Source organism: Veronia pacifica, from assembly GCF_001707825.1.
In the GTDB taxonomy this organism is placed as follows: domain Bacteria; phylum Pseudomonadota; class Gammaproteobacteria; order Enterobacterales; family Vibrionaceae; genus Veronia; species Veronia pacifica.
Window position 1 is genome coordinate 289,505 of sequence record NZ_LYBM01000001.1, and the last position, 25,454, is coordinate 314,958.

At 43.6% G+C, this 25,454-nt stretch carries 26 protein-coding genes and 1 pseudogene; 18 read left to right on the forward strand and 9 right to left on the reverse strand.

Going from position 1 to position 25,454, the window contains the following annotated elements; all coding sequences use genetic code 11:
- Window positions 1-1,079 precede the first annotated feature (1,079 nt).
- Both A8L45_RS01275 and A8L45_RS01280 read left to right on the forward strand, forming a co-directional pair.
- Window positions 1,080-2,582, forward strand: coding sequence for an RCC1 domain-containing protein (locus tag A8L45_RS01275; protein WP_068898394.1), 1,503 nt, complete (start codon window positions 1,080-1,082; stop codon window positions 2,580-2,582).
- Window positions 2,583-3,492: 910 nt separating this feature from the next.
- Window positions 3,493-4,314: a hypothetical protein gene (locus A8L45_RS01280; RefSeq protein WP_068898396.1), complete on the forward strand. Its 822-nt coding sequence runs from the start codon at window positions 3,493-3,495 to the stop codon at window positions 4,312-4,314.
- Between the two features lie 147 nt (window positions 4,315-4,461).
- Here A8L45_RS01280 and A8L45_RS01285 read toward each other — a convergent pair whose 3' ends face one another.
- From A8L45_RS01285 to A8L45_RS01305, 6 genes are all read right to left on the reverse strand, one after another.
- On the reverse strand, window positions 4,462-4,671 hold the full coding sequence (locus A8L45_RS01285; protein ID WP_139122272.1) for a hypothetical protein: 210 nt from the start codon (window positions 4,669-4,671) through the stop codon (window positions 4,462-4,464).
- A gap of 314 nt (window positions 4,672-4,985) precedes the next feature.
- Entirely contained in the window at window positions 4,986-5,435 is a 450-nt protein-coding gene (locus A8L45_RS01290; protein WP_068898399.1) for a GNAT family N-acetyltransferase, read from the reverse strand.
- Between the two features lie 76 nt (window positions 5,436-5,511).
- Window positions 5,512-6,225, reverse strand: a complete 714-nt coding sequence (locus A8L45_RS01295; protein WP_175401871.1) for a hypothetical protein — start codon at window positions 6,223-6,225, stop codon at window positions 5,512-5,514.
- 420 nt (window positions 6,226-6,645) lie between these two features.
- Window positions 6,646-7,185: a disulfide bond formation protein B gene (locus tag A8L45_RS01300; RefSeq protein WP_068898403.1), complete on the reverse strand. Its 540-nt coding sequence runs from the start codon at window positions 7,183-7,185 to the stop codon at window positions 6,646-6,648.
- A gap of 8 nt (window positions 7,186-7,193) precedes the next feature.
- Complete coding sequence (locus tag A8L45_RS24355) at window positions 7,194-7,346, reverse strand: DUF5993 family protein (protein WP_175401859.1); 153 nt, start codon at window positions 7,344-7,346, stop codon at window positions 7,194-7,196.
- A 393-nt stretch (window positions 7,347-7,739) separates the two neighbouring features.
- A complete protein-coding gene (locus A8L45_RS01305) occupies window positions 7,740-7,919 on the reverse strand; it encodes a hypothetical protein (RefSeq protein ID WP_068898404.1) in 180 nt (59 codons plus the stop codon).
- A 587-nt stretch (window positions 7,920-8,506) separates the two neighbouring features.
- Between A8L45_RS01305 and def the strand changes: the two genes are divergently transcribed.
- Window positions 8,507-9,028 carry a peptide deformylase gene (gene def, locus A8L45_RS01310; RefSeq protein WP_245680620.1) on the forward strand — a complete coding sequence of 174 codons (522 nt, stop codon included), beginning with the start codon at window positions 8,507-8,509 and terminating at the stop codon, window positions 9,026-9,028.
- 214 nt (window positions 9,029-9,242) lie between these two features.
- Window positions 9,243-9,677: a TIR domain-containing protein gene (locus tag A8L45_RS01315; RefSeq protein ID WP_068898408.1), complete on the forward strand. Its 435-nt coding sequence runs from the start codon at window positions 9,243-9,245 to the stop codon at window positions 9,675-9,677.
- 66 nt (window positions 9,678-9,743) lie between these two features.
- On the opposite strand, the gene A8L45_RS01320 is transcribed toward A8L45_RS01315, so the two are convergent.
- Window positions 9,744-10,388, reverse strand: coding sequence for a hypothetical protein (locus tag A8L45_RS01320; RefSeq protein ID WP_068898410.1), 645 nt, complete (start codon window positions 10,386-10,388; stop codon window positions 9,744-9,746).
- A gap of 414 nt (window positions 10,389-10,802) precedes the next feature.
- On the reverse strand, window positions 10,803-11,171 hold the full coding sequence (locus tag A8L45_RS01325) for a YgiW/YdeI family stress tolerance OB fold protein (protein WP_068898411.1): 369 nt from the start codon (window positions 11,169-11,171) through the stop codon (window positions 10,803-10,805).
- Between the two features lie 876 nt (window positions 11,172-12,047).
- On the opposite strand from A8L45_RS01325, the gene A8L45_RS01330 reads away from it, so the two are divergent.
- The 14 genes and pseudogenes from A8L45_RS01330 (at window position 12,048) to A8L45_RS01390 (ending at window position 23,765) form a co-directional block, all read left to right on the forward strand.
- Entirely contained in the window at window positions 12,048-13,049 is a 1,002-nt protein-coding gene (locus A8L45_RS01330; RefSeq protein WP_175401872.1) for a DUF1996 domain-containing protein, read from the forward strand.
- 249 nt (window positions 13,050-13,298) lie between these two features.
- Entirely contained in the window at window positions 13,299-13,796 is a 498-nt protein-coding gene (locus A8L45_RS01335) for a GNAT family N-acetyltransferase (protein ID WP_068898415.1), read from the forward strand.
- 82 nt (window positions 13,797-13,878) lie between these two features.
- On the forward strand, window positions 13,879-14,421 hold the full coding sequence (locus A8L45_RS01340; protein WP_068898416.1) for a DinB family protein: 543 nt from the start codon (window positions 13,879-13,881) through the stop codon (window positions 14,419-14,421).
- 797 nt (window positions 14,422-15,218) lie between these two features.
- A pseudogene (locus A8L45_RS25660) lies at window positions 15,219-15,359 on the forward strand (DUF6881 domain-containing protein); the annotation flags it as partial.
- 67 nt (window positions 15,360-15,426) lie between these two features.
- Complete coding sequence (locus tag A8L45_RS01345) at window positions 15,427-16,317, forward strand: hypothetical protein (RefSeq protein ID WP_068898418.1); 891 nt, start codon at window positions 15,427-15,429, stop codon at window positions 16,315-16,317.
- 544 nt (window positions 16,318-16,861) lie between these two features.
- Entirely contained in the window at window positions 16,862-17,281 is a 420-nt protein-coding gene (locus tag A8L45_RS01350) for a cytidine deaminase (protein WP_068898420.1), read from the forward strand.
- Between the two features lie 183 nt (window positions 17,282-17,464).
- On the forward strand, window positions 17,465-17,971 hold the full coding sequence (locus A8L45_RS01355) for a P-loop nucleotide/nucleoside kinase family protein (RefSeq protein WP_068898422.1): 507 nt from the start codon (window positions 17,465-17,467) through the stop codon (window positions 17,969-17,971).
- Between the two features lie 300 nt (window positions 17,972-18,271).
- Window positions 18,272-18,637, forward strand: a complete 366-nt coding sequence (locus A8L45_RS01360; RefSeq protein WP_068898424.1) for a DUF4870 family protein — start codon at window positions 18,272-18,274, stop codon at window positions 18,635-18,637.
- 231 nt (window positions 18,638-18,868) lie between these two features.
- Window positions 18,869-19,282, forward strand: coding sequence for an NUDIX domain-containing protein (locus A8L45_RS01365; RefSeq protein WP_068898426.1), 414 nt, complete (start codon window positions 18,869-18,871; stop codon window positions 19,280-19,282).
- A 486-nt stretch (window positions 19,283-19,768) separates the two neighbouring features.
- On the forward strand, window positions 19,769-20,434 hold the full coding sequence (locus A8L45_RS01370; RefSeq protein WP_175401873.1) for a DUF2491 family protein: 666 nt from the start codon (window positions 19,769-19,771) through the stop codon (window positions 20,432-20,434).
- The gene (locus tag A8L45_RS01375; protein WP_068898428.1) at window positions 20,431-20,865 is read left to right on the forward strand and encodes a DUF350 domain-containing protein; all 435 of its coding nucleotides are present in this window, start codon (window positions 20,431-20,433) and stop codon (window positions 20,863-20,865) included. Before A8L45_RS01370 ends, A8L45_RS01375 begins: the two co-directional genes overlap by 4 nt.
- Window positions 20,866-20,875: 10 nt before the next feature.
- The gene (locus tag A8L45_RS01380; RefSeq protein WP_068898429.1) at window positions 20,876-21,856 is read left to right on the forward strand and encodes a DUF1190 domain-containing protein; all 981 of its coding nucleotides are present in this window, start codon (window positions 20,876-20,878) and stop codon (window positions 21,854-21,856) included.
- A 129-nt stretch (window positions 21,857-21,985) separates the two neighbouring features.
- Window positions 21,986-23,155: a glutathionylspermidine synthase family protein gene (locus tag A8L45_RS01385; RefSeq protein WP_068898430.1), complete on the forward strand. Its 1,170-nt coding sequence runs from the start codon at window positions 21,986-21,988 to the stop codon at window positions 23,153-23,155.
- A gap of 187 nt (window positions 23,156-23,342) precedes the next feature.
- Complete coding sequence (locus tag A8L45_RS01390) at window positions 23,343-23,765, forward strand: bleomycin resistance protein (RefSeq protein ID WP_068898431.1); 423 nt, start codon at window positions 23,343-23,345, stop codon at window positions 23,763-23,765.
- A gap of 182 nt (window positions 23,766-23,947) precedes the next feature.
- Here A8L45_RS01390 and A8L45_RS01395 read toward each other — a convergent pair whose 3' ends face one another.
- The gene (locus A8L45_RS01395) at window positions 23,948-25,258 is read right to left on the reverse strand and encodes a hypothetical protein (protein WP_175401874.1); all 1,311 of its coding nucleotides are present in this window, start codon (window positions 25,256-25,258) and stop codon (window positions 23,948-23,950) included.
- Window positions 25,259-25,454 lie beyond the last annotated feature (196 nt).

The following is a 25,454-nucleotide window of genomic DNA, read 5'->3' on the forward strand; positions in this document are numbered from 1 at the left end:
TCGCATCAATCCGCAAAAGTCGCAATTCTCCATCAAGGTTATCTCTGTCGCCTCAGGCTTGGTGATTAGCCTTCATGCTTTATTAACAGTTTTTTTTCGGGGAGGAACAAGCGGCAACGTGAAGATAACTACGTTTTTCATTTATCTAGCAGTTTTACTTTACTGTCACGCGCTATATTTGTCACGCTGAAGAGCTTGTATCCAGTATTAATAACACATCCAATCCTCTCAGCTGGTGCATCGTTAATTGGCCTCATCCTTATTGAGATGTTAAATATCCCCCAATCGATTGGAAGTATCATTATCTTGGCTGTGCAAAATCAATCTATTTCTTTGGAATGGTACGAGCCACTTTCACTCATTTTTCTTATTCAGATAACTCTGGCTACTTTCCTTTTTCCTTTTCTGTTGTTTTCAAAGTGGCTAGCTACCAAGCAAGAAGTCACGTTGTCAGCCAGGATGATTACAGCTATGGCAATAAATGGCTCTGTCGGCGCTGTAACCTTGTTTGCGATGTGTTTTAAATGATGTGTGTTTCGGTGCTGCCTATAACCTTATAAGCAAGCCGTTGAAACTGAAATCAGTGAACAAGCCAATTGGAACTGGCTTGTAAGTTGAGTACACAGTTTATGGCTACGAAAAGCGGGAGATGATAGTGAACACCCATCGCCTATCGGATCATTTCGCTGACTTCTACTGCCAGTAAAAAATACTCAGTGTGGGTATGAATACGTGATGGCGCTATACCTATAAAACCTTGTGCTCACTGTTTAAATAGAGTAGCAAAATTGTTGTTATGACTATGAAAACATGACGACAAAAAAGCTTAAGTCAGTATATTTTTGCGTATCAATTAAGGCCTCAAACCTCGAGAGCATTGGTTTACGTGGAAGAGTGTGATGCTGCATTAGTGACACAGAAAATCCCCATATCATTTGTTTGTATTTCTGCGATGTATCTCGAAACTGCCCTTATCCTCTGCGAGTATAAAAATTAGCCGATGTAGATTGATAGCGACTTAAGATTATTAAACGAAATCATGTTTATTACTTAATTGTTACCTTTCATCGGGGATGAAAATGAAGAACTTCAAACATAAAGCCTTATCAACCATCTTCTTCTTGTCAATATTATCTGGCTGTGACTCTATTTCTGAAAATACAGTAACAGAGTCGCCAGAAGTAGATCCAACTTTTACCCCAGAATCAGAAACTTCCGATGCTTTTTTAAATAAAAAATTTAATAGCTGGGGCAATGATGAATTAACGCTTTCGAAAGTGGAGTGTAAAGCCTGCGATAGCAGTCCGTTGAAATTGGTCGCTCAGAACCCTGTAAAGGAAATTTTTTCGACAGGTTCGGCTTTCGCCGCATTGCGAGCAGATGGAACGTTGGTCACTTGGGGGGATACCCAGTATGGTGGCAGTCTTTACAAGGGTGTGTTTGATCCGCAAAACCCGGTAACAGTTATCTTCTCGACAGAGATGGCTTTCGCCGCATTGCGAGCAGATGGAACGTTGGTCACTTGGGGAAGTATTGGCGGTGAACGTGGAACTGTCACCTTTGATCCCCAAAACCCCGTAAAGAAAATTTTTCCGACTCACTCTGCATTCGTTGCTTTGCGAAAAGACGCTACCGTTGTGGCTTTGGGAGAGACGTTGGGTGATAGTGCCCCTGCTTCGTTCAACTTCGAACCCATGAACCCAGTCAAAGAAATTTTCTCTACGCAAAGTGCATCTGCTGCAATTCGTAATGATGGAACTGTGGTTGCTTGGGGAGACAAAGAACAGGGCGGTGACGTTGGTGCCGTCACCTTTGCCCCCGACAATCCTGTTAAGAGTATTTTCTCAACTGCGGTGGCATTTGCCGCATTGCGGGAAGATGGCACAGTTGTAACTTGGGGAGAGACATATGGTGGAGGTGATCTGGGTACAGTAACCTTTGATCCGAAGAACCCTGTCAAAGAGATTGTCTCATCATCTTTCGCGTTCGCAGCACTACGACAAGACGGCAGTGCTGTTACCTGGGGGAACGTGGATGAAGAGAGTGAAGGGGATGATTCTAGCTCGATAATCTTTGAGCCACAAAACCCAATCAAGAAAATTACCTCTTCAGCTATCGCATTTGCTGCTCTGCGAAAAGATGGCACAGTCGTTACTTGGGGAGAGAAGGGGTCTGGTGGTGATCTTGGTAAAATCACCTTTGATCCGCGGAATCCGATAAAAAGTATTTTTTCAACAGATTTCGCATTTGCAGCACTGAAAAAAGATGGCTCTGTGGTTACTTGGGGGGATCCTGAAAGTGGTGGAGATAGCCACGCGATTACCTTTGATCCCCAGAATCCCGTAAAAAAAATCTTCTCGACAGAAACAGCCTTTGCTGCATTGAGAGAGGACGGGTCGGTGGTTACTTGGGGTGATCCTGAAAGTGGTGGAGATAGTCACACGGTTTCTTTTGATCCCCAAAATCCTATCAAGGACATATATACATCAAAAACTTCATTTTCCGCAGTAAGGGAAGACGGTACGGTAGTCGCATGGGGTAATGCTGAAACTGGCGGTGACTTAAGCGACGTGGACTTTTAACTTTAGCTACACGCAAAAGCGCTCCAGCATTAATTGTGACGCCCCTAGACCATATTAAAGTGAATAGCACTGCAAGTGCTCACATTCACACGGCTTCTTTTACCCTATGCAAGAGTACCCTTGAGGGGTACTGTTTCAATGACACTTGATGAGGGATGGGGCTTCCTTGTGAGGTGAGCATTGTTAAAACATATCGGACCAGAACTGAAAAACTGGTGAGCAGCATCCTTGAGAATGGCGTTTTAATGGAGAGCGGTGCAAAGATTCGTTGACCACCCAATTACACGTCTGAAGAATAAATCGATGATCATGGCTAGATATAACCAGCCTTCATGCGTTTTGATATAAGTGATGTCTGTTACCTATGATTGATATGGAGCAGTGAGCGTAAACGCTCGTGTCAGCTTATTGGCGACAACGATATTTTCAGCACCTCCCCGAGGACGGGGTTTTCAAGAGCCTCTTTGAAAGTACAATTCCTCCTATTTCATCAGGTATCGTCCAACTCTAGTCAGAGCTGTTAAATGCGTCTTAGGAGATAACCCCGCCGACTGAGCTGGGTCAAATGACAGGCATAAACTCAACAAATCAGTAAAGAATGCACGTTACTTGTTTATTGCTTACTACAAAATTAAATTATTGATATTTGAAACTTAAGTATCGAGATAGAGTACAGCCTAACGGCATGAAGTTGCCGAAGAAGTGTATTTCTACCCATAAAGCTAACTTGATAAATCGATATAACCTTCTTAAATACTATTTATCTTTTTTATGAAATAACTATCTGAAACCAACATAGATATGAAGAAAGAAACAGTGCAGTCACCATATGATATCTTTTTGAACGTTGTTTTTTTGTTTCGCTTAAATAATAATACGTCGTCCAATTAATTCAGGTGAGAGATAAATCATGAACTTCAAAATTATACCTTTATGTTTGTTTACATCTTTATGTATGGTCGGCTGCGGAGGCGGTGATGCAGGAAGTACTACAGGCGCTAAAGGCACTGGAGGTTCAGGTTCTTCCATTACAAGAAAAGGTAATTTCTACTATTCAGTATTCAATTACACAGATTCAATCAAAAAATTCCGAATAGTCGAAAATGAAAAATGGGGTGATGCTTTTCGTATCGTTTGGGGAAATATACTTTCCGAAGGGCAAGTGCTTAAAGACTCCCTTCAAGCGAACGCGAACCCTCAAAAGCCCTCAACATTAGAGGGTATGGTTGATTTCGAAATGCTAAACGACCAAGACACACCAGTTGACCATAAGAATGGTTTTATCGGCGAGTTGGGTCCTGACCATTCTTATGCCTATTTTATGACAAAAACCATTACCCAAGGAACGCAACTTCCAGCTAGTTACGAACAGGTAGATGTATTTCCATACGCAAAGAAAGACATCAAAGGCAAAGTGCCTGTGATCAGTTACCTTAGAGACGGCGATATTATCCTCAACCGCCAATGTACTGATTCATATCAATCAAGCTCAATAAGCCAATTAGATATCAAAAGAGGCGACAGCTTTTCATTCTCATGCCCAGAGGGCTCTGAACTTTCCGGCGGTTCAATAACATACCGAGTGAGTGGAGAGAATGACTTCCAGACAACCAGCTTTGATTTAAACCTTATCAGCGCAGTAAATACCTTTAAATATCCTGCACTTGTTTTACATAATCAGCCAGCAAAAGGTACAGATTACAAAATCGAAATTGCGGAACTTGACAATTAATACAGAACACCAGCCAGTAGACTGTTTGGACGCGGTTTAAGGTAGTGGGGAATAGCTGACATTGTATTCACTTCGGTAATACTGAGGCTGTGACTAAACAAGTGGGAAGCATTGCTAGTCAGTTTGAAGCACGCTTTATAACAGAGACTATGGTTTTTTAAGCTTCTTGCGCAGCAGTGAAGTTGATAGGGGGCTTTGGCTCCCTTTTTTGATCTTCTGTGCTGCCTGTGCAATGTAAGGCTCAAAGACTACATCTCCATCAACAGAATTTATTGATGTGAAAACTCCAACACTAAATAAAAATATAACGGTACTCAACATTCCAAAACCCGGAGACTTGAGGATTTTCTTTGCCATTACTCCTTGTATACATACCAGATTAATAACCCCCAAAGTGTTCAATAAAATTCCTACGATTTGTCCAATATAGTGCATGGCTAAAATTTGCGACCGTCTCCACGCCATAAATCTTCTCGTGTGAAGAGATTTGTACAAAATCCTGCGCGTGAAAATCACCAAACTGTTTTAAGTTGATAATCCTGCTTAAGTACAGCGATGTGGTTTCTATTCCCTTTTATCGATTGCGACTGTGTGAAAGGTTTGGATGTAAGAGGCTAAAAGTAGAAAGCCCCCGTTTAGCAAGGGGGCCTGGAATGACGTTTATTAGCCTGCTAGGTATAATGTAATTCCATAATAGTTTCATCAAATTCATCTTGTTCTACAACGGTAAAATTAAACTGCTCGAAGAACTTTTTCATTGCGTCATGTCCTTCGACGTGACAGATAGATATTGATTTGAAGCCCTCCAATTGCTTGATTTCTTCAAGTACAATCTTTATTGCTTCTGAACCATAGCCCCGACCTTGAAAACTCACATCAATTAACAGCTGGTCTATGAAGATTTCACTGGGTTTTCCATTTTCATGATTGGGATAGTACTGGATAAAACCAATTGGCTTATCTTCAAGATAAACGCCCCGATTAACGTAATAGTCATAGAATTTTGATGCGGCAATAGCTTCTGACGGAAGCGCAACATAGTTTTCTTGCTCTTTAGTGATTTCAACGTCAAGCATTTCGAACCAAATGTCTTTAGTGATTTCTCTTAGATTAACGTCCATTTTTTATTTCCTTTTGTTATATGTTGACACGGCTCACGTCCAAATAATTGCGATGAAGGAGTGATAGCTAAGCGCTTCAAGACCTTATTAATTTGCCTTTTGTACGCCGATAAATTATCAATAACAAAATTATGCTCAATAGAAAGTAACAGACTAAAGTGGTCGCAACGTAAAATATTGAAATATTAGCCTGTAGTGACGAAGCATATGTTTTGGCGCCCATCCCACCGGGAGAGAGTTCGATTTGAGGGTTGAGATGGCTTAATTGACTAAAGTCAGAATTAAACCTTACTTTTAATGTGTAGACGCCAGATGTAAGAACAGGCAAGCCAATACCTTCTTTCCATCTTTGTCCTAAGCTACCTCCTTGCTGTATATGAGGTGTCGACTTCCCTTTAACCTCAACACCTTTATTGGAAGTGAATGTCCAGTGAATTTCGTAGTCTTTATACGTGCCACAAGGAGCTTTTTTATGTCTATTCCAGCAACCAAATTCTCCAAACACCTTTTGAAGTTCAGCGATACTAGAATCAAAAGTTACGAATAGAGAATATTTACCTGAAATTAATACCTGTAGTTCAGACTCAAAAATATACCCTTTTTTAACTTCTGTATCTTTCTTCAGTGGGGATTCCCATATCTTACTGTCAATAAAAAACAGCAATAATAAAAATGTTATTAATATAGTAGTAATGTAAAGCAGTTTCTTAATACTCATCGGCCATAACAGTGCAACAAACCCCAATACCTCCAATGTAATTCCTAATATTTGCCCAAAATAATTCAACAAGGAATTTTGCGAGTGCCTACACGCTCTTCAATCATCTGGCCCACAGGCAATGGATAGATGTCCTGTTCGTGAAAAATCACCAAGCTGGCAAGAGACGCGAATTCTGCCCAAGTGCAGCGAGGTGTCTACTATTCTCTTTTATCGATTGCTAGAGTGCCAAAGGTTCGTAAGAAAAGGCCCAGAGTAGATGGCCTAAGCTTTCAGCTTTCTCTTGCCTCGACATCTTTCTCATACAACTTATGTGGAAATAACTTTGTGTAAACAAGTCATAAGGTTTGAGGGGATTTGTAGGGGATCCGGTGGTGACAATAGACGGTATGTTGCGGCAATTCGAAAAAAAAGGTAATTGAGAAGTGCTCCCCAATTACCCAAAAATCCGTTAATGTATATCTAGTTATAGTATTTTTACGTGTTTCTTTATTAGCTGAAAAGCCAGTATTTAACTGGGTCAGCGGCACACTCGTAAGGCCCACACTCTGCGAATGTCAGCACAAAATTCAGGAACACTGATCCAATAGCAAACCACATGCAATATTTACCAATTTTGGTCATTGTTTCGCTGTTTTCGCTCCACTTTTCCTGCCAGAGCATATTCAAAACAGAAACCCCTAAAATTGTCAGGCCAAAGATAACGAATGCCCAAGTGTAGTAGTGCATTCCCATGACATCAGAACCATAATGTGGCGTGCCAGGAATAACATGCAGTGATACCTGTCGAAGGGCAGACATGGCACCAAAAAGGGCACCCAGTAGAATCACACCGTAGTGACGCTGACGGATACCGAAGCGAACATTAAGTGCAAATCCAAACAATACCAGCGCGAAACCAACACGCTGTAATAAGCAGAGTGGGCAAGGCAGTTCATTCAAAGCAAACTGGAAAAAAATACCGGCAAAGAGCACTGACGCAATGCCAAACATGCCGAGAACATTCAGTTGATAAACATATTTTTGTTGCATGATCACCTCTACAGCAAAATCGACAGAGCATCTGTCGCGTGGTGATTCAGCCAATAAATGCTCAGTGCAAGGGTAACTGCCCATAAAGCATACGAAGGTTTTTCTTTGCCCCACATGACAAGCAACATTGCGATGCCCGTCAGTAGGAAAATCAGACTCATCAAAACGGCTTCTCCTCTTGTTAATGGAAATATGATATAGATCAAGTTAATTTGAAAAAAGAGTTATGAAATTTGAGCAAGATCATGAACTGTTAAGATATTTTGACGGTTTTTTGTAACTAAATGATTTTTTTGAGTTATTTAAAACACTGTTTGATATTTTTTCTGGTAGTCAAGAGCGATAAGAGAGATGAGCGATTATTGTAATAGTCTGTTTTCTATTCAACTTGGTTGGGAGTGAGTGCTGAAAGACGTCGAACGCTTGTGTAAAGAAAAGGCACCGATGTTACATATTGGGGGGAGGTAACAATCAGTGCCAACAGTAATTGCCCGTTGGGCCAAACCGGGAATGGGAGCACCCGGCATTTTAAAATGTCGTTTTTTTAATTCGGTTTAATAGTGGTTGATGACATTGTCACGGTGATGATTTGTTAGTAAGTGAGATATCCCCATTAGTGCATAACCACCTAGCAGGTAAATGCCAATTGCCTGTTGAGCTGTTAAATCGTCAGAACTTTGCCAGGTGAAAAAAACCGCAACTATGTAACAAATAAGCGTCATGCTCTGGGACATACCACCTCCTTATACATCTTATCCAGCAAAAATCTCTGTTACTGGTGATAGATACTAGAGGACATTTATGTCTGATTGATGACGATATAGAGTGAATACATTCGTCGAGCAACTCGACTTGATAGCCATATATTGACGATGAGTGCGTACTGTAATGTCGTAATGTCTCGGTTTAGCGATGTTTTAGAAATGCGGACATGTCATTGGGATGTTGGCATATCATTTTCGCGAGGTTCGATTAGGGCGTTTGTAGGCGATGAGTCCCATTGCCACCATAAGGGCACTGTAGAGCGATATCATCAATAAGATATCTGACATTATTACGATCCCGTGGATTATTTGATAAATGTAATTTTAGTGAATCATATATCATACCGCTTCCTATCTTCCTCCTTTGCACACTAAAAATTGAACTAAAGCAAACCTGCTCTGTGCAATTTTCACTTCATTTCAGTTGATTGAGCCATGAGTAGACAAGTCCGTCTTTGTTTATAAGGACTATTTCACAGGGTTAGGGCAATGGTGGCTTGTCAGCCGGGATAGGGCTAGTTACTCTTCTAATATGGATATTCAGTATGGAGGGGTTAATGGAAATTGCTCAGTTAGGAAATCCGGTTTTGCGCCAGCGGGCCGAGGCAGTCAAAACCAGCGAGTTTTCAGAACTTCAGCCGTTTTTTGCTGATCTTGAAAAAACCATGATAGTCCATCATGGTGTAGGCATTGCTGCACCTCAGGTCAGTGAGTCGATTCGTGCATTTATTGTGGCACCTAAGCCAAATAGTCGTTACCCCAATGCGCCTTTAATGCCTCCCACACTTATGCTCAACCCTAAGTTAATCAGCCAAAGTGAGAATATAGAAATGGATTGGGAGGGGTGCCTCAGCATACCGGGCATTCGAGCGAAAGTACCCCGCGCGAGTGAGATAGAGGTAAGTTATCAGACTCTGGATGGGAACACTGTTGATACGCAGTTCTCTGGTTTTGCTGCTCGCGTGTTTCTTCATGAACTTGACCACCTTGAAGGGATTGTCTTTTTGGATCGCACTGACAGCAGTGAATATGTCACCGATGCTGAATTCATGCGGATCATTGAAGCTGATATGCGCTGATTTCGTCAGTGAGTCGCTGGCCTAGCGCCGTTTATCGACAAGGGTAATGCCAGAGTGTGATCTCATCCCATGTTCATTTGCTTTATCGGTTGTCTCGCGATCATTGCTACCGTTTCATGCCTGCTAATTTTCTTTTTCGGGCTGTTATCTGACTGAAAAAGCGAGAAGATATAGTTACTCTCTTTTAAGGATATGCAGCAAACAAGGGAAGGTTATGCCAGCAATGCTCGTCTGTTATGCGCAGGATGATTCAGCGCACTTCCAATCCATAAAATCGTTGTGTGCCAGTCCTCAATGCGGCGTGTCATGTGTGAGCGGAAGGTGTTTGCCTGAAGGCATATTATCGGTAGGCGAAAGTCAGCCAGACGACCTTTTTACCCTGCCTGATCATGAGAAAGAAGCAGTTAAAGATTTTCTTTCACAAGTGTCAAAAATGCTGGTTCTGGTCAGTGATAAAACTACCGAAGATGATTGGGTACGTTGGCAGGTAGCATCGTATCGTGAGACGCGTAAAAAACCTGATATGCTCTTTATGCGTGTGAATGGCGATCGAAATGCGCAAATGATGCAGGGTGATAGTAAAGAAGATGTTGTGAACTGGAATAAATTGCGATTGATTTACTGGTTAGAAAATCAAGGAAAAGCGTAGCTCAGGGTGTTACAGAGAGGGTTGTAAGAAAAAAGCACTGCCATTGGGACAGTGCTTTTTACATTTTTATTGGTAAAGAGCTGGTTTTTTAACGATATTTTTCGTGAACACTTGTCCTTTTATTGCGGGATAGGTGAGTTTTAGCAGCTCTAAATCTTCTTCGAAATGGTCTTTCACATCGACACTGAAAGTGCCATTTGAGAACCCAGCAACACGCTGATCAATAAGGGGTAACAGAGGACCTACGGCTTCTTCATTATCTTTTTTCTCAACGATTGTCGCCGTGATATCACCCAAGTAAGTTATTTTTCCTTTTTCAAGTTTCACCATCTGATCAAGCTCAAAGGCTCCGTCTGCTGATACAAGAAGTGGAACGCCTGCATGCAGGGTAAACTTTTGTACTTGTGTCATGCCTGCAGGCGCTTCGAAGCTGAAAAAGTATTCACGGCCATTTTCGCCGTGGTCAGCAATCATGTTCGTTCGAATAGAAAATTCGAATTTTTTACCTTCTGACATAACGCTTAAATTCCACAGCTCGGGCTGGAATGATGGCGCATTGTTATTTTTTACAGTGATCCTGCCGAAGGCAATACTCTTTTCGCTGGTGTTATAGCTGGTTTTTTCATGATTGATGGGTGCATCGGGGATGGATGTACAGCCAGTGAAAACAATCGCAACAGCAAGTAAAAAGATCGCTCTTATTTTATTCATAACTCAGTCTTAGATGGTTGGGTTAATTATTTACCCGTCTCAAAGCGTCTGTTTGCCTGTTGAGCATCAGATAGACTATCCACGGGGAAAAAAATTGAAAACGGTGTTCAATTGGTAGGGAGTATATTTGTCTGAAATCACTTTATCAACAGAATTGTCAATTAATGTGCTTTTGTCTCTGGACACATTTTTATTTGTTAAGCGCTAAAAAATAAGAAATACGCAGTTAAAAAGGAGAAGATAGGAAGTACACGTATGGTCTAAAGGTGCCTTCAAGCGGTTGATATTCATAAAGCTGGTGGGTCTCTGCTGCCATAACAATACATATAAGTGTTAGAAAGGGTAGAGTGTATTACCGTACCCTTTGTTATACGTAGATTCAGTGATTATTTAAGGTAGCGGATCGTCATATTGTTATTTTTCTGCATAGCTAATCCGGTCTACATCAACAGAAATTCTTCTCCAATCTCTGTCGACTTCCCCTCTCAATATCAGTTTTGTTTCCGGCGTTGCCTCCACGCCATTCCATAATCGATGGTCAATATCTACTTCTATTTCGCCTGTTTGATCTCGGAATAGGTAATCATCTCCACCGAGAGAGGAGACGATGTTGCCGACCAGTTCGACATTAGTATCATCTACTGCATCGCGCGCTGATGCGACCGTTTGTAATACTTTAGCGGCCGATGGACCTTTAAATCCTCCTTTCGAACCATGGTGTTCGGCGACTGCAAGACTGGATGTAAACATGGCAAGGCAGGTTAAAGTAAATGCAATCTTCATAGAAGCCTCCTGTTGGCTCATATCGCATACGGTTACGTGAAGCATTAATCAGAACAAGACAAGAGTGTTGGAGTAGCACGTAAGTGTATGCCGTTTAGTAATGATAGATAGCTTGGAGTGGTGAGATTATCCCTTAACGTGCCGCATCGCTATACTTGGAACCCTAATAAACCATTGCATAAATGAGACTGACTCAGTGTTATTTTCGCAGTGATGTATTTATCAAAGATCAACAAGTGTTTTACGAACAATAGGCGAGCGACAAAGATTATGATTTCCGTCGAAAGACGGTGAGTGATTGTGTATTCGTAATTTGCGTTGTCTTTTACCCGAGCAAGAATGCAGGCTAAGTCTGTGATAGGCAACATGCACTCTACACCAATAATTAGATGAGCACAGGTTTCCCCCCGAAGACAAAATATTATGGACTTACCTCAGAACTCCTATCTGGACTTTATCGAGAATCGATTGAAATAACTAAAGTGGCTCGCGTGAGGCGAGCCATCTTTAATTTAGGAAGTAGTTGGAAAATATATGGATATTCAGATCCTCAGACGTTATCCGGCGTTTGGAAGGCATGTGTTTTCTACCGCGCTGACCTCATTTGCTGATTTTTATATTGATACTCATTCTCCCAACCCAAACGCCCCACGAATTCCTTGCTGACACCTAAGTCGTACCTGCATAACTGTATGTTATAAACAGAGTGGATCGAATCTCCCAGATGAATCACCTGTGATTACGTGAGTCCGATAATCTTGGCAACTACTAAAATATCTGCATTAACCACAGAAACAGCGGCCGGCACCTCTCAATTAGTGTGCGTTGCCGATAGATGGAAAGACAATGATATTTTTGCCAAAAATAAAATCATGGATGCTACTGGTAACCTCAGCGACGACTTTAATATCGTGCCAATCAGGTGCGAACATCGGTACCAGTGATGTAGGAAGAAACCTAAAACCCGGCCTACAGCTATCAAGCGAAGATTACGGCGAGCGTGAAGATGGGAGCGGTGCCTTCAGAACACATTGTCTCGAATCACATCAAAGCAATGACGATCCGCTGGTTTATCCAGATCAACCAAACGCCACTCATTCCCATGTGTTTTTTGGTAATCCATCGGTCGATGCCTTCACCAAAGCGAAAAGTTTAAGACAAGCAACCAAAACCACCTGCGACGGTAACACGCTTAATCGTTCAGCATATTGGGTGCCAGCGCTTTATGGTGCCGATGGTCGACGGATACCTTACATCGAGCCACTTTTTTACTACAAAACGGGTTATCACTTACCGGCAAGTTCCATTCAAACACCACCAGAAGACCTGCGAATGATTGCTGGGCAAGCAATGCCAAACGTGTTGCAAAGTACCCAAGCGGTTAAATTTCGATGTGCCAGTTGGACTTCAAATCAATCTTGGTTTGATGACGGTGACCCACTGGATCATATTGCTCATATCCCTGACTGCAAAAAAGGTGATTTGGTGGAAATGAGGATTGTCTTTCCGCAGTGTTGGGATGGAAAAAACCTTGACTCAGACGACCATCAAAGTCATATGGCCTACCCAAGCGAAGCAACGCCACCAATGACGGGCACAGGCGCTTGCCCTGCCAGTCATCCTATCGCGATCCCCGAAATCTCATATAACTTTGCTATTTACGTTACCGATGAAACCGGACCATCGACAGCGTGGCGCTTATCCTCAGATATGAACGCCAAATTACCCGCAGGCCACAGTGCCCACGCAGACTGGATGAACGGATGGGATAACGACATTATGCGAGCTATCGTCGAAAATTGCCTCAACCCCGCTTTCGAATGCAGTGTAGGCTTGTTGGGTGATGGCACTCGTCTAGTGTCAGTGATTGAAGAGTAATTAGGCACACGCTTCTGTTGTTCTGGCAAACACGGCTTTGAGAAATATTTTCTCAGGGATGTCCCCCGCTTTTTGGGCTTATCACTTCCCGACAAGACGAAATATCACCTCTCCAGATTGGCCAACACTCATGAATGGCGATTGTGCGTTTAAATCTCTCAACATTTAACAGCGTTATTGAATGTTAACGTCAGCTGTTATCTTAAAAGGCCCAACGGATTGTATTTACCCACGTCGGAGACATCGAGCATGGCAGAAGCAGTAACGACATATTATCTAGAGATGACATCGCCTTCAGACCTGAAGGATAAACCCGATTCGAAGGGCCTGAATGTTATTGAAGCAGAAATTGATGAATTCAGACTGAACAAATTTCTCTATGAATATGTCGGTGGACCTTGGCAATGGAAAGACAAGCTGTCACTCCCTGATTCAGCGTGGGCCGAGTATGTTTCAAATCCAAATCTTCGCACCTGGGTCGCTTATTTCAAAGGGGCGATTGCTGGTTATTTTGAACTGCACGCTGAAGATGACGGCAACACAGAGATCATGTACTTCGGTCTAGCTGAGGCCTTTATCGGCAAAGGGTTTGGCGGCTATTTGCTCTCTCAGGCAATTCAGTCCGCGTGGAGCATTCCATCAACCAAACGTGTATGGGTTCATACCTGTAACCTTGACCACGAGTCTGCGCTTAACAACTATCGAGCGCGGGGTTTCACTCTCTGTAAAACCGAAAGCGATACCTGAATACCAATTAACCCTCTAAGAAGTGTTGCTCCTTGGGGAGGATTTGAATTAGAACAAACATATTGACGATGGAACGAATGAAATGGATATCTCTGCAAACTTTAGAATGCTCGCTTTATACAATCAGCGAATGAACAGACAGCTTCTAGAAGTATGTCAGCAGTTAACAAACGAACAGTTGCAGCAAAATACCAATGCGTTCTTCCCAAGCGTGATGGCTCACTGGAATCACATCTTGTTCGGCGATTTAATCATGCTTCAGAGGCTGGTAGCGAGTCGTTTAGTTGATATCGAACCTTCAACATTAGAGCAGCTACCTAATGCAAAAGCAGTCGACGATCAGTTTGTATCCGACCTGAAAGGACTTTCCATATTGCGGCCTCTGGTGGATTCTATCTACGTTGATATTACCCGCTCACTCAAGACTTCAGACTGCAATAATCTCGTTCGGTATACCACGACGGAAGGTAAAAAAATCGAGCGCAATCTTACCGAGTTTTTACAGCATATATTCAATAACCAAACACATCACAGAGGTCAATTAACCTGTGTGTTAAGTCAATTAGGTCTGGACTTTGGCTGTACCGATTTACCTATCATTGTACCGGAGGGCACACGTAGTTAGCTTTACTGTCAGGCAGTCAGGCAGTCAGGCAGTCAGGCAGTCAGGCATTCTTCATACGTCTCAATGTCCCTTATCCATTATTGATTAGGCTCTGTAAAATTAAACTCCCGTGCCAACTTGTTGGCGGCGACAATATTGTCGGCACCTCCACAAGAGCTCGACTTTTTATAGCCCCGTTGAGACGTTAAGCCCTAACGTTTCTGAATAGCCACCGTTCCAATAGAGACACTTGAGACTCTATTTTCAGATCCTAACAGATGGCTTAGAGCAGCAAACCTAAGCTGTTTCTGTTCAAAAATAATTTATGGTAATAGCATTACTCGATTCTAATACCGGGGTTTTAGATAAGAAAATATTATCCCAAATTAGCAATCGAACAGGATGAAGGATTTCTCGATACTTCTCGTATGCGTAAAGACCAGAAGCTTCTCAAGTAAACTGTTTACATATCAGAGCCAGTCAGTTTTTCCAATGCCATTTATATTTCCCATTTTTGTTTTTTCCCGCAAAGGATTTTGGACAATTCTCTACAAGATAGAGAAATTAGGGTGTGCAGACGATCGCAAATTTCGCTCGTGAGTTATATTGGACAAATCGCAGGACTTATATTGGACACTTTGGGGTTTATTAATCTGTTATGTGCCAAGTAAGAAATGAGAAACGTCGACGTAAATTGGTTACATGATTTAGACGAGGATCCTTACCGTCTTGTGTCGGAAATAGTTGACGATCAATAAGAAACTAGAAAGTTAGCGTTTTTCCGAACGGGTGAAGTCGGTTTCGCATCTTTAAATTCTAATACCAGAAATACCATGCGTGGCATTGCTCGAGTACCAGAACAAGAAGACATTAATTCCCAACATGAGTTTCAAGGCAACATTAGATCTCAACAACAATTTGAGCAGTTGTGGCAGCAGTTTGTACAGCAAGGCTCATGACAAGACGCTCAAGCAAGGACGCACTAACGCATACCGCTGCTTTGGACGTCAGTTTCATAGAGGAAAAATGACAGATCGAGAGCTAATTGAAAAAGCACTTTATAGCAGTGCGACCATTCATCAACCTCATTCATTAAAAGCATATTTATCCGCTAAGCATCTCTATGAGCGCTTTGGTAAAGATGAAAATATTTGGGCTAAAACTGGCGAGTTAATAGATCAAAGTGAACTTAGAGTTACAGCGGTGATGTCTGAGTCCGTTCTAGCTCCAAAATTTTCAGACTTTCGTATTCATAGGGTGTTAGAACGAGGTATTTACCCAGCGGCTTACCAAGCTATGTCTCAGTGGCATGAAAACAAAGGTTTTCAAGATATCTTTTCTTACTATGTTAATGATGCTTCATCTACCAGAGAGTACCTCTCTCACAATGTGACAATTTTGCTTGCGTTCAATTGTGTTTACGCTGAACTTGAAAGCAAACAGATACCCGCATTTCTTGACCGATTTACAGAGTTTGTTACTTCAACACTTTCGAAAAATGATGCGGGGGTAAGTGAAAAGCGCATTGTTGAAGTCGATGAAGTGCTCGAGTCTTGTATCGGTCAATTCGGTTTCTTTGGACACAACTTGATCACCCTTACTTGGGTTTTGCGTTGTAAAGATAGCTTGTCGAAGAATCAGTTTGCGTCAATGCTCTTCAACCTTTATTCACAGGCTAATAGTCCTTTGGAAGATCCGGACGACGAAATCGACATAAGTCTATGGGATCAATGCTCGAATAGTTGTGGCTCGGAAGCGTTCGTTAACTCGACTAAAGCGCTTGTATACAATCATACTTCTAACCTTCATCAGGTCACGCTAGCAGATGCCCTTTGTTTCTTGCAATCAACATACCCTGAGCAAACTGGTGAGCTGGGGCGCATCGTAGAATATCATTGTCGATTACTGGAAAAATAAAACTAAAAACAGTCATGTAGAAAGCGTTAGTTGCAGCTACAGCCTAGGTGTCGCCCCACTAAAACAGGTCATTTCAGTCAGGATATACTCTAAACAAACAATTTAAGAGCGATTCAGCACGCGCGGCAATTTTGATACGCCGTGATTTGAGTTTTGAAGCACATTCGGCAGCTTTTTTATTGTGTGCCTCACTCCTTAACTGGGCGTTATCTCACATCAATTTTAGCATTTTTGTCCCAAGGCTTAGTCGCCAAATCTCTCCTTTCATAACCGCCGATTTGTAGCGAAATCGGCAAACAATCTTTGTTTGAGCGGCGTGTCTGAAATTCCAATCACACAGTTGAATTCGTGTTCGGGTTGTTGTCTCTTGGTGGCTCAAACACGACTCGTAGCGAAGTAAAGCGCAGTAGCTTTTTCTATAGGTGCTGGCGGCAAGCCGCGAAAGACATGGAGAAAGGGCTAACAAATGCAGCCACAGGACAAAAAACCGCTCCGCCATTTTTTGCCTGTGCTGCGGGGGTTATAGCCCTAGAGTAAATTGAATATGGATAATATGGAAAAAGCCGAAAATGAGATGTATCAAGCGGCAGTAGAGCTTGTTAAGACACGTTACCCTAGAGGCTGGGGTGGTGCAGCAGCGGTCAGAACTGAGTCAGGGAAAATATTGACGAGTATTGCTCCTGATACCAAAAATGATGCTCTTTCACTTTGCATGGAAGTTGGCGCGTATTTAGAGGCTCACAGGCTCAATGAACAAGTCACTCACTCATTATGTTTATTCCGTAATAGTGAAAACGAGGAGTTTCTCATTCTGTCACCATGCGGTGTTTGTCAGGAACGCTTAGTTCATTGGGGTGGCGATGTAAAAGCGGCAGTTACCACCTCAGAAAACAAATTGGTTTTCAGAACTCTACGTGAATTGATGCCTCATCATTGGTCTCTGGTAAATGGTCAAGCGCTATAACAAGGGCAGCCACAGGACGGAAAACCGCCCTGCCATTTTTTGCCTATGCTCGGGGCGTTACGCGTCAATGATGACCAGGCAAGAATTTATAGAATCAGTTGATTTCTGCTTTCCATGTAAGGAAAAAGAGAAGACTTCTGGACGCTTTGATACTCATAACCCTTCATATAAAAAGGTATTTAATTGAACAGCCCAACACTATATATATTTTCAGGTCTACCCGCGGTTGGTAAATCAACACTTGCTCAACTGTTATCGCAACGGATGCAAATTATGTATATTCGCATCGACACTGTGGAACAGAATCTGCAAGATATGTATGGTTCGGATGTCAAAAATAGAGGCTATCTGCTCAGCCATAGGATCATAGAGGACAACTTATCACTTGGGCTGAGTGCAATCTCCGATTCGTGTAACACACTCGAGTTCGTTCGCCGAGAGTGGGAGTCAGTTGCACGGCGATCTGGCGCAAAATTTGTACATATCGAAGTCGTCTGTTCTGACCTCGTAGAACATGAAAACCGTGCAAAAAATAGAAACATAACGGTTGAGAACCTTGTGCCCCCCAGTTGGACACAAATTCAAGAAAGAGCTTACGAGCCTTGGAGTGCTGAAGTGATCACAGTTGATACAGCTGGTAAGAGTGTAGAGAGCTCTTATCAGGAACTTCAGTCAAAACTGATATTGTGATTTTGTATAAAACAAAGCAATAAACGTGGACGCTATCCTCTATCAATTTTAGCGTGTTGAGTCTCAGTGCTTAGCCGCTAACCCCCTCCTTTCAAAGCCGCCGATTTGTATCGAAATCGGCAAACAATTTTTGTTTGAGTGACGGGTCTGAAATTCCAATTACACATTTAAATTTGCGTTCAAGTTGTTGTTTCTTAGTGGTTTAAATGCGGTTTGCAGCAAGATCAAGCGCGGTCGCTTTGTCATAAAGTGCTGGAAGGCGTTATGACTTTCATCAAATTGACAACAAAGGAGAAATCAATGTCAGACTTTCAAGGAACAAATGTATCACCCCAGTCTTTATCTTCGAGAGATGATGCTGCAAAAACAAATGCTCTTATTGCTTACGGTCTTATGGCAGTTGGCTTTTTTACGGGGATCTTTTGGGTTATCGGCGCAATTTGGGCAATGGCCAAGCAAGGAGACGCTCAAGGGACAATATTTGAGGATCATTATTCAAACATCATCAAAACATTTTGGTGGGGGCTTGTACTGACAATACTGGGCCTTTTCTTAGCCTTTATTTTTGTTGGTTACTTTATATTGTTCGCTGTTTGGATTTGGTCAATTTATAAAGTCATTAAAGGTCTCGCCAATATCACGTCTAATAAAGCATACAATTCGTAACAAGGCGAGCCAGCAGGACGCAGCAAAGCTGCGCCTCTGCCCGCGGTGAATTATTCCAATCTTACAAGCGGCCAGTCTTATTCCATGCTGTTTGGCCGTATCGAGCTAATACTGTCACATTGATTCCTTCGTATACCGCTTGCCAGCCTCCTCAGCAAAAGGCGCTGTACTTCACAACACCGTAAACCTTGTTATATCCCATCACCAGAAACAATAACCTAGAGAGTAGAAATGAAGCCAAGAGTGAGTGTTGTATTCATCAGCGACAACAAGAGAATACTGTTAATCAAACGGTCTAAAGGTAACAGAGAGTATTGGGTGTTTCCCGGCGGTGGCGTAGAGCCCGATGAGTCGCTGGACGAGGCCGTTCGGCGGGAAACCTTTGAAGAAACATCGTTTGTTATTGAAGAGGCAACGCCTATTTTCTCGATAAATAACAATGTGAGGCATGAACACTTTTACACAGCAAGAACGGTGGAATTCACCCCGCAATTATCGCCCTGTGGCCCTGAATTTACCGCTCAGAATAGATTGAACAGTTACGACCTGAAATGGATTGATATCAGCGAGATGACATCGCTTGATGTTTTTCCTTCTGAAGCCAAGGAGCTGGTTGACGCCCTGATAGCAGAAGCCCGGATATAACCCACGCCAGCCATTTTCTTCCCTGCATCTCGGCACGTCCCCCGTCAGACACGCGTTGTTTGTGTGATGTGCCTGAAAAATGAACCTCATATTTGATATCATATGCAGCTTATTGTCTCTTAGTGATTCATACGGCGTTTGCGACCGAGCAAAGCATGGTAAATTGTTTAAAAGGGACTGGCGTTAAGCCGCGAAAGACGTGAAGCATGGACTCACACATGAACCACCGGCATATTTTGCCCACCTCCCTTGTTTACCCTTACCTCACTGCGTTTGGGATGCATAGAATACGCTCGCAAAATGCAATTTATTCAGACAGTTAATGTCACTATGAATATTACGACAACAGTCAAAAACAACAGATTGACTCGATGGCCACTGCCATCGGGCGTTCATTATTTCTGATGGTACGTTGCAGCGCATTTTAGGTGACGGGGCATCGATTATTACCTGTCATCTGTGACAGGATTTTTTGAGGTTTTTACGTTGATAAAGAAGTGGTTATCCGCCATTGGCCTTATATCTGACAGCAAGCATAAGCAGGCTTCCGGCGAATCAGCTATCCCTCAGGTACTGGGATTTACACTTGGCGCTGTGGTCAATGTTGACAGAGTGCGGCTGGCAATACTCGAAGACGACCTGACGTTTGAAAACGCCAGCGCGAGTCAGACAATCCTCGCGGTAGGCGTCGTCCCGCTGGGAGAGGGAACCCGCGTTATCCGCTATTACACGGATGACGACGGATTTTTTCAGATTTTACAGCAAGGCACCCAGGATAGCGGCGTGAAGGAGATAAGCCTCTGGTATTTCTTTGACAATACGCCCATCGATACCGATTCAAGGTGGGACACTGTGCTGGCAGACGAAGTAGTGACACCCGAGCGGCACTATGAGCTGGATGGCAATCAGTTTGACGCCTACTGGGGACATGAGCGGCCCGTGGCGATGACAGAAACCACCTACACATCCGATGGCCAGAAGACGGAAACAGACCAGTTTGTGATGCTCTACAGCCGCGACATCAGCGATGGGTTAACAGAAGAATTAATGATCGCTGCAGAAGAAAAAGGCAGCGAAATGGGTTTCGAGAGGATCGTCGCCCGCAGTACAGGTATTCAATTAAAACGCAATCATTTCAAGGTAATGGCATGATCGAATTTATAAACAGCGAATCCATGGTACAGTTTTTGGGCGGCCTCCAATCGTTTGGGGCATATTTCGGCACATCACTGATCTTCCTGATTATTTTCAAATCAATTTATTCACTGGTCACCCCCTATGACGAATGGCACCTCATCAAAGAAGAGCGCAATGTGGCTGCGGCTATCGCGTTCGGTGGCGCCACGCTTGGCTACGGTATTGCTATCTCCAGTGCAGCGAGTAATTCAGTTGGGTTGTTAGATTTCGCCTTGTGGGGATGTGTGGCTCTGGTTGCACAAATCGTCGCATTCGTTCTGGTGCGGTTTCTGATGTTGCCCAAAATTTCAGAAAGGATAGAGAAGCACGAGGTACCTGCAGCGACCGTTCTGGCCTCTGTCTCCATTGTGATTGGTCTGTTAAACGCGGCTTGCATGACATACTAAGGGGTATCTGATGAATAAACGCCGAATGCGCAGTGTCGCCAGCCAGATCCTGAGTAGACGAAAGACCCACAGCAGCCTGTTAGTGGCCCCAATTGCGGTGGCCATGACGGGATGCAGCGAAGTCGACTATTCCATTTACCTCGACACGGACAGTTGCAAAAGCGCATCCAAAATATCCAGCTCCCAGTGTGATGTCGCATATAAAGAGGCGTTGCGTGAGGCCAGACGGACCGCTGAGAAGTTCTCAAACTATACGGCTTGTACCAAAATATATCGCGAATGCCGCTATATCGAAGAGGGTAATTTGGGTTGGGAGCCCAAAATGCACGCCTTCCTCGTGGCAAAACTGACCCCTGAGAACCGGAGCGATTATCCCTTCGGGTCCCAATTTCTCAATGGGCTTTACTACCAGCCGTTGTTTGCCCTCGACTGGCCAAGCGAAAAACTGACCTTTGCTGACAGGAAAGAAGTGGGTGATCTGAGAGATCTCTCCGATATCAGTTATGTGTCGTACGACTACATGAGCCCGTTGCCGAATGCCGCATACCCATTTATCGCGTCTGATGTGCCCGCTCAGGCACAGGCCGGTCTTACATCCAATAACCAGTTATCCGGTAGTAACGATGATGATTGGGGTACGGTGGAGACACTTGCTGCGGCCTATGTTGCGTCTGAGGTGATTGACGAGCTGGGCGATCATGCCGAGCGCAAGCACAAAGAGAAGACGTACAAAGAACGTTTGCGTCGCGAGCAGAACCAGCTCAAAACCGCATCGACATCACCCAAAAGTGCGACGCCAGTAAAAAGCGCGTCAACATCGCCTAACAGTTCGACACTGGTCAAAACCAGTCAGGCGGCTCCCAGTCAGACAAAAGTCAGGGAATACAACACCCAAAGTAAGCCCAGGTATGCCGACAAGCCGAAAGTCAAAACGTCGTCCAGAGGTGGCTTTGGTAAAACATCCGCTGCAAAAGTGAGTTGGGGCGGATAACCGCCATGCCGGGCCTGTCACCGGGCCCGGTGTACTCAAAGTAAACAGCATCTCAATCGTACAAACCTGCTTGCGTGTCCGCAGTTAACCCGTCTCTCACTCACCCGCTAACCAACAGGTAGGCTCACCATGTTACAAATTCCGACAGCACCCCGCAGTGACTGGAAGCAAACAGCGAAAAAATTCGGCTTTGGTTTTCACTCTGTTGGCGATGATCCCTACTGGACGGAAGACAGATATTATCAATTCACCCTGCAACAGATAGAAGAAGGCATCGAAGCCCCGACCGCTGAGCTTCATCAGATGAGCCTGAAGGCGATTGAAAAAGTTATCAACAGCGACGGACTGATGACAAAATTCCAGATCCCCAAGAACATGTGGCCTCTGGTTCGAAAGTCATGGGAGATGGACGAGCCCAGCCTCTATACCCGCCTCGACTTTGCCTATGACGGAAGGAGCCCGGCCAAGCTGCTGGAATTTAATTCTGATACGCCCACCTCTCTGTACGAGTTGGCGTTTTTTGGCTGGCTGTGGCTGGAGCAAAAAGTTGACCGTGGCGAGCTGCCCCGTGAATCAGACCAATTTAATCTGCTGGAAGAGCTATTGATTGGCCGACTGAAACAGCTGAAAAGCGTGATGCCATTTAACACCCTGCATTTTGCTTCCTGTAAAGAAACCGAAGAGGACAAGGGCACCGTCGATTATCTCGCCGACTGCGCAAAAGAAGCCGGCCTTGAAACCCAGTTTGTGTATGTTGAAGATATCGGGATCAGTGAGTGCGGAAAGTATTTCACCGATGCCAACAGCAAGCCCATCGATACGCTCTTCAAGCTCTATCCATGGGAGTTTATGCACCGCGAATCCTTTTCTGAACATTTGGAGAGCGTTGAGATCAACTGGCTTGAGCCAATGTGGAAGTGCATCAGTTCAAACAAGGCCATTCTGCCTTTGCTGTGGCAGATGTATCCCGGACATCCCAATTTACTGGAAGCGTATTTTGAAGATGATCCGCAGGCAACACATTTAACCAGCTATGTTAAAAAACCCATCTATTCACGCGAGGGCGCCAACATCTCCGTGGTCAAAGAAGGCACAGAACTGGAATGCGTAGATGGCCCATACGGTGAAGAGGGATTTATTCTGCAGAAGTTTCACCCTCTCCCCCGGTTCAACGACAATCATGTGCTGGTGGGAAGCTGGCTTGTTGACGACCACCCTGCGGGCTTATCGATACGGGAAGATAAAGGGTATATCACCAAAGACACCAGTCTGTTTGTCCCGCACATCATCCTTGGCTAGTAAAACGCTTTGGCTAGTGAAAGCCTTGGCAATGAGTTTTATCGGTCAACGATTGTCAGAATCAGGCACACTGTAATGAGGTTGGCAGACGCACTGGCAGGCGTTTCATCGTCTTTGAACCTTTCGTCTTTAAACATATTGCATTTAAACCCCTCACATTCGAACCCATCACGTTTTAAGGAGTGATATGGAAGAGTATTGGAACCCTATGGTTCCCGAGTTATCGGTTTCAGACTTTGCTGAATCACTGGGTTTTTATCGTGACATTTTTAGCTTTAACGTCAGAAATCAGCGGGAAAACCCAGACTTTGCCTATCTTGAACTTGAAAAAGTTCACATCATGCTGGAGCAAATTCATGACGAGGCATGGGTCACAGGCGATTTCGTTTACCCTCTCGGCAGAGGCGTCAATTTTCAAATAGAGCTGTCAGATATTTCTTCTGTGCATGCGCGTATTCTCGCTGCAAAAATCAAACTATTCAGAGAACAGAAAGAGACTTGGTATAACGTCGGTGATTCTCTGTCCGGACAAAGAGAGTTTCTGGTTCAGGACCCTGACGGTTACCTGCTAAGGTTTACCCAGTATTTAGGCGAAAAACCTAAGAGCTAGGGATAGATGATAAGCACCTTATATTCATCAATGTGTTAGATAGCGACGACGCAGAAATCTTCCAGCCCTATAGGTACTTAAAAATGCCATCAAATCTAAAGAAAGACGACCCAAAATCGGGTCGCCTTGAAAGATTTGAGCGAATGTATTGAGCCGACAAACTGTCAGTTCATTTTCGAGCGTTACTTTTCCTTTATCCACGTCGTGTTTGCAAGGTTTCCAACTTCCTTCCAATCGACATAGAAGCTTCTTTTCGCAACAGCTTTTCCGTAAACAGAGTCCTGAAACTTGGTGTACTTACGACCTTCGGACGTCGTTCCTCGCTTTGCTAACACCTGTCCGGGGAATAACTTCACTCTTATGAGAAACTTTGAGCGGTGAACAGCTGAAGGTTTCATCGCAAACACAGCAGTAAGCGATGGCTTCTGATTTCGGCTAAATCCGTTTGTGTAATAATACGGATTGAAAGCATAGCGAGTATGTCCGGCAAAACTACACCCGCCATGTGTCGGTCTTTTCATTGTATCGCAGCCATAAGATTCTGAATCTCTATCAATCAGCCAGGTTGCACGTCGATAAGTAGACTGGTCAGCAACATCGTAGGTTTTCTTGGAATAAGAGACACTCGATGAATCTGTGTGAGAAAAGCTGGTCTGAGTGTTTCCGCTAGCGCCTAATGTCGCTGAGAGACTGGCGTTAAAAGTACCTGTACAGCCAGGAGACATACTGATAGTACACCCGACAGAAACGCCTGCAGATGCGGTGGCGCTGGCATTCCAACCCAATGAATGGGAAACACCGACTTCAAGGCTATCCGATTCGCTATAAGATGTCTCTCTGTCTATATTGACTGGCAGTGAACTCCACAATCTGACATTCTTATCCCAGGAAAAGATACTGATATTACTTTTTTCAATAAATGGACTGATCAGTCGACCATTTGACCCAACACCTTTCTCTCGAGCAAGCTTACCAGAATAAAGTCCAGCGCCACCAAATGATGGATTGGTCGTCACACGTACAAAGTTCATTTCAGGCGCGCCGCCCACAGGCTCTGAACGCATAAGCTCTATCTTAAACCTAAGATGAATGCCTGCTCTATTGGTCTTGCATGGATCAATTTTTGGACCAGTGAAGGAATAATTATCACCTGTCTGACGCCATGAATTCTGCGGACATGATAATCGACTATTATGTACGACATAATAAATTGTTTTCGAGTTGGCGTTAAAAGTATCGTACTTCCCGATACTACTTTTTACGTTTTGGTTCCAACCCGCTCGAGACAATATGGATTGAGTAATATCTCTTCGTTGTTGGCTTGAAATTTCTTTATTCCGCTTGATAACGGCCTTAATATCGCCGCGATTTTGGACGTCAATAGAGTCAATATGGACCTCGCCCTTTGCCTCTCTTAGCAAGATCATATTATTTTTACATTCAGGGCCAAGAACAGTAATTTTATTGAATACATGACTCGCCTTCTTCGTCATACCTTTCGTGCAATCAAAAAGTAAAACATCACCTCGGTTCCGTTTCTTTTTCAACCCTTTAATATCATTGGATTTTAAATTCCTTACATTTATATAAATTGTATCTCCAAGTTTTTTTGCTGATAAGTTCTTAGCCAACGGTGTTCTTTGATCATAGTTAGCTGCATATGCGGAAAATGACATACAGAAAACAATG

Bases quoted from the DNA above. Each gene is read 5' to 3' on its own strand.
- A8L45_RS01290 (WP_068898399.1), bottom strand. From the start codon at position 5,435: ATGGACGTTAATCTAAGAGAAATCACTAAAGACATTTGGTTCGAAATG.
- A8L45_RS01395 (WP_175401874.1), bottom strand. From the start codon at position 25,258: ATGACGAAGAAGGCGAGTCATGTATTCAATAAAATTACTGTTCTTGGC.
- A8L45_RS01320 (WP_068898410.1), bottom strand. From the start codon at position 10,388: ATGAATAAAATAAGAGCGATCTTTTTACTTGCTGTTGCGATTGTTTTC.
- A8L45_RS01285 (WP_139122272.1), bottom strand. From the start codon at position 4,671: ATGGCAAAGAAAATCCTCAAGTCTCCGGGTTTTGGAATGTTGAGTACC.
- A8L45_RS01315 (WP_068898408.1), top strand. From the start codon at position 9,243: ATGCCAGCAATGCTCGTCTGTTATGCGCAGGATGATTCAGCGCACTTC.
- A8L45_RS01365 (WP_068898426.1), top strand. From the start codon at position 18,869: ATGAAGCCAAGAGTGAGTGTTGTATTCATCAGCGACAACAAGAGAATA.
- A8L45_RS01330 (WP_175401872.1), top strand. From the start codon at position 12,048: ATGCTACTGGTAACCTCAGCGACGACTTTAATATCGTGCCAATCAGGT.
- A8L45_RS01275 (WP_068898394.1), top strand. From the start codon at position 1,080: ATGAAGAACTTCAAACATAAAGCCTTATCAACCATCTTCTTCTTGTCA.
- A8L45_RS01380 (WP_068898429.1), top strand. From the start codon at position 20,876: ATGAATAAACGCCGAATGCGCAGTGTCGCCAGCCAGATCCTGAGTAGA.
- A8L45_RS01375 (WP_068898428.1), top strand. From the start codon at position 20,431: ATGATCGAATTTATAAACAGCGAATCCATGGTACAGTTTTTGGGCGGC.
- A8L45_RS01300 (WP_068898403.1), bottom strand. From the start codon at position 7,185: ATGCAACAAAAATATGTTTATCAACTGAATGTTCTCGGCATGTTTGGC.
- A8L45_RS01305 (WP_068898404.1), bottom strand. From the start codon at position 7,919: ATGTCCCAGAGCATGACGCTTATTTGTTACATAGTTGCGGTTTTTTTC.
- A8L45_RS01350 (WP_068898420.1), top strand. From the start codon at position 16,862: ATGGATAATATGGAAAAAGCCGAAAATGAGATGTATCAAGCGGCAGTA.
- A8L45_RS01340 (WP_068898416.1), top strand. From the start codon at position 13,879: ATGGATATCTCTGCAAACTTTAGAATGCTCGCTTTATACAATCAGCGA.
- A8L45_RS01335 (WP_068898415.1), top strand. From the start codon at position 13,299: ATGGCAGAAGCAGTAACGACATATTATCTAGAGATGACATCGCCTTCA.
- A8L45_RS01385 (WP_068898430.1), top strand. From the start codon at position 21,986: ATGTTACAAATTCCGACAGCACCCCGCAGTGACTGGAAGCAAACAGCG.
- A8L45_RS24355 (WP_175401859.1), bottom strand. From the start codon at position 7,346: ATGAGTCTGATTTTCCTACTGACGGGCATCGCAATGTTGCTTGTCATG.
- def (WP_245680620.1), top strand. From the start codon at position 8,507: ATGGAAATTGCTCAGTTAGGAAATCCGGTTTTGCGCCAGCGGGCCGAG.
- A8L45_RS01345 (WP_068898418.1), top strand. From the start codon at position 15,427: ATGACAGATCGAGAGCTAATTGAAAAAGCACTTTATAGCAGTGCGACC.
- A8L45_RS01325 (WP_068898411.1), bottom strand. From the start codon at position 11,171: ATGAAGATTGCATTTACTTTAACCTGCCTTGCCATGTTTACATCCAGT.
- A8L45_RS01390 (WP_068898431.1), top strand. From the start codon at position 23,343: ATGGAAGAGTATTGGAACCCTATGGTTCCCGAGTTATCGGTTTCAGAC.
- A8L45_RS01280 (WP_068898396.1), top strand. From the start codon at position 3,493: ATGAACTTCAAAATTATACCTTTATGTTTGTTTACATCTTTATGTATG.
- A8L45_RS01360 (WP_068898424.1), top strand. From the start codon at position 18,272: ATGTCAGACTTTCAAGGAACAAATGTATCACCCCAGTCTTTATCTTCG.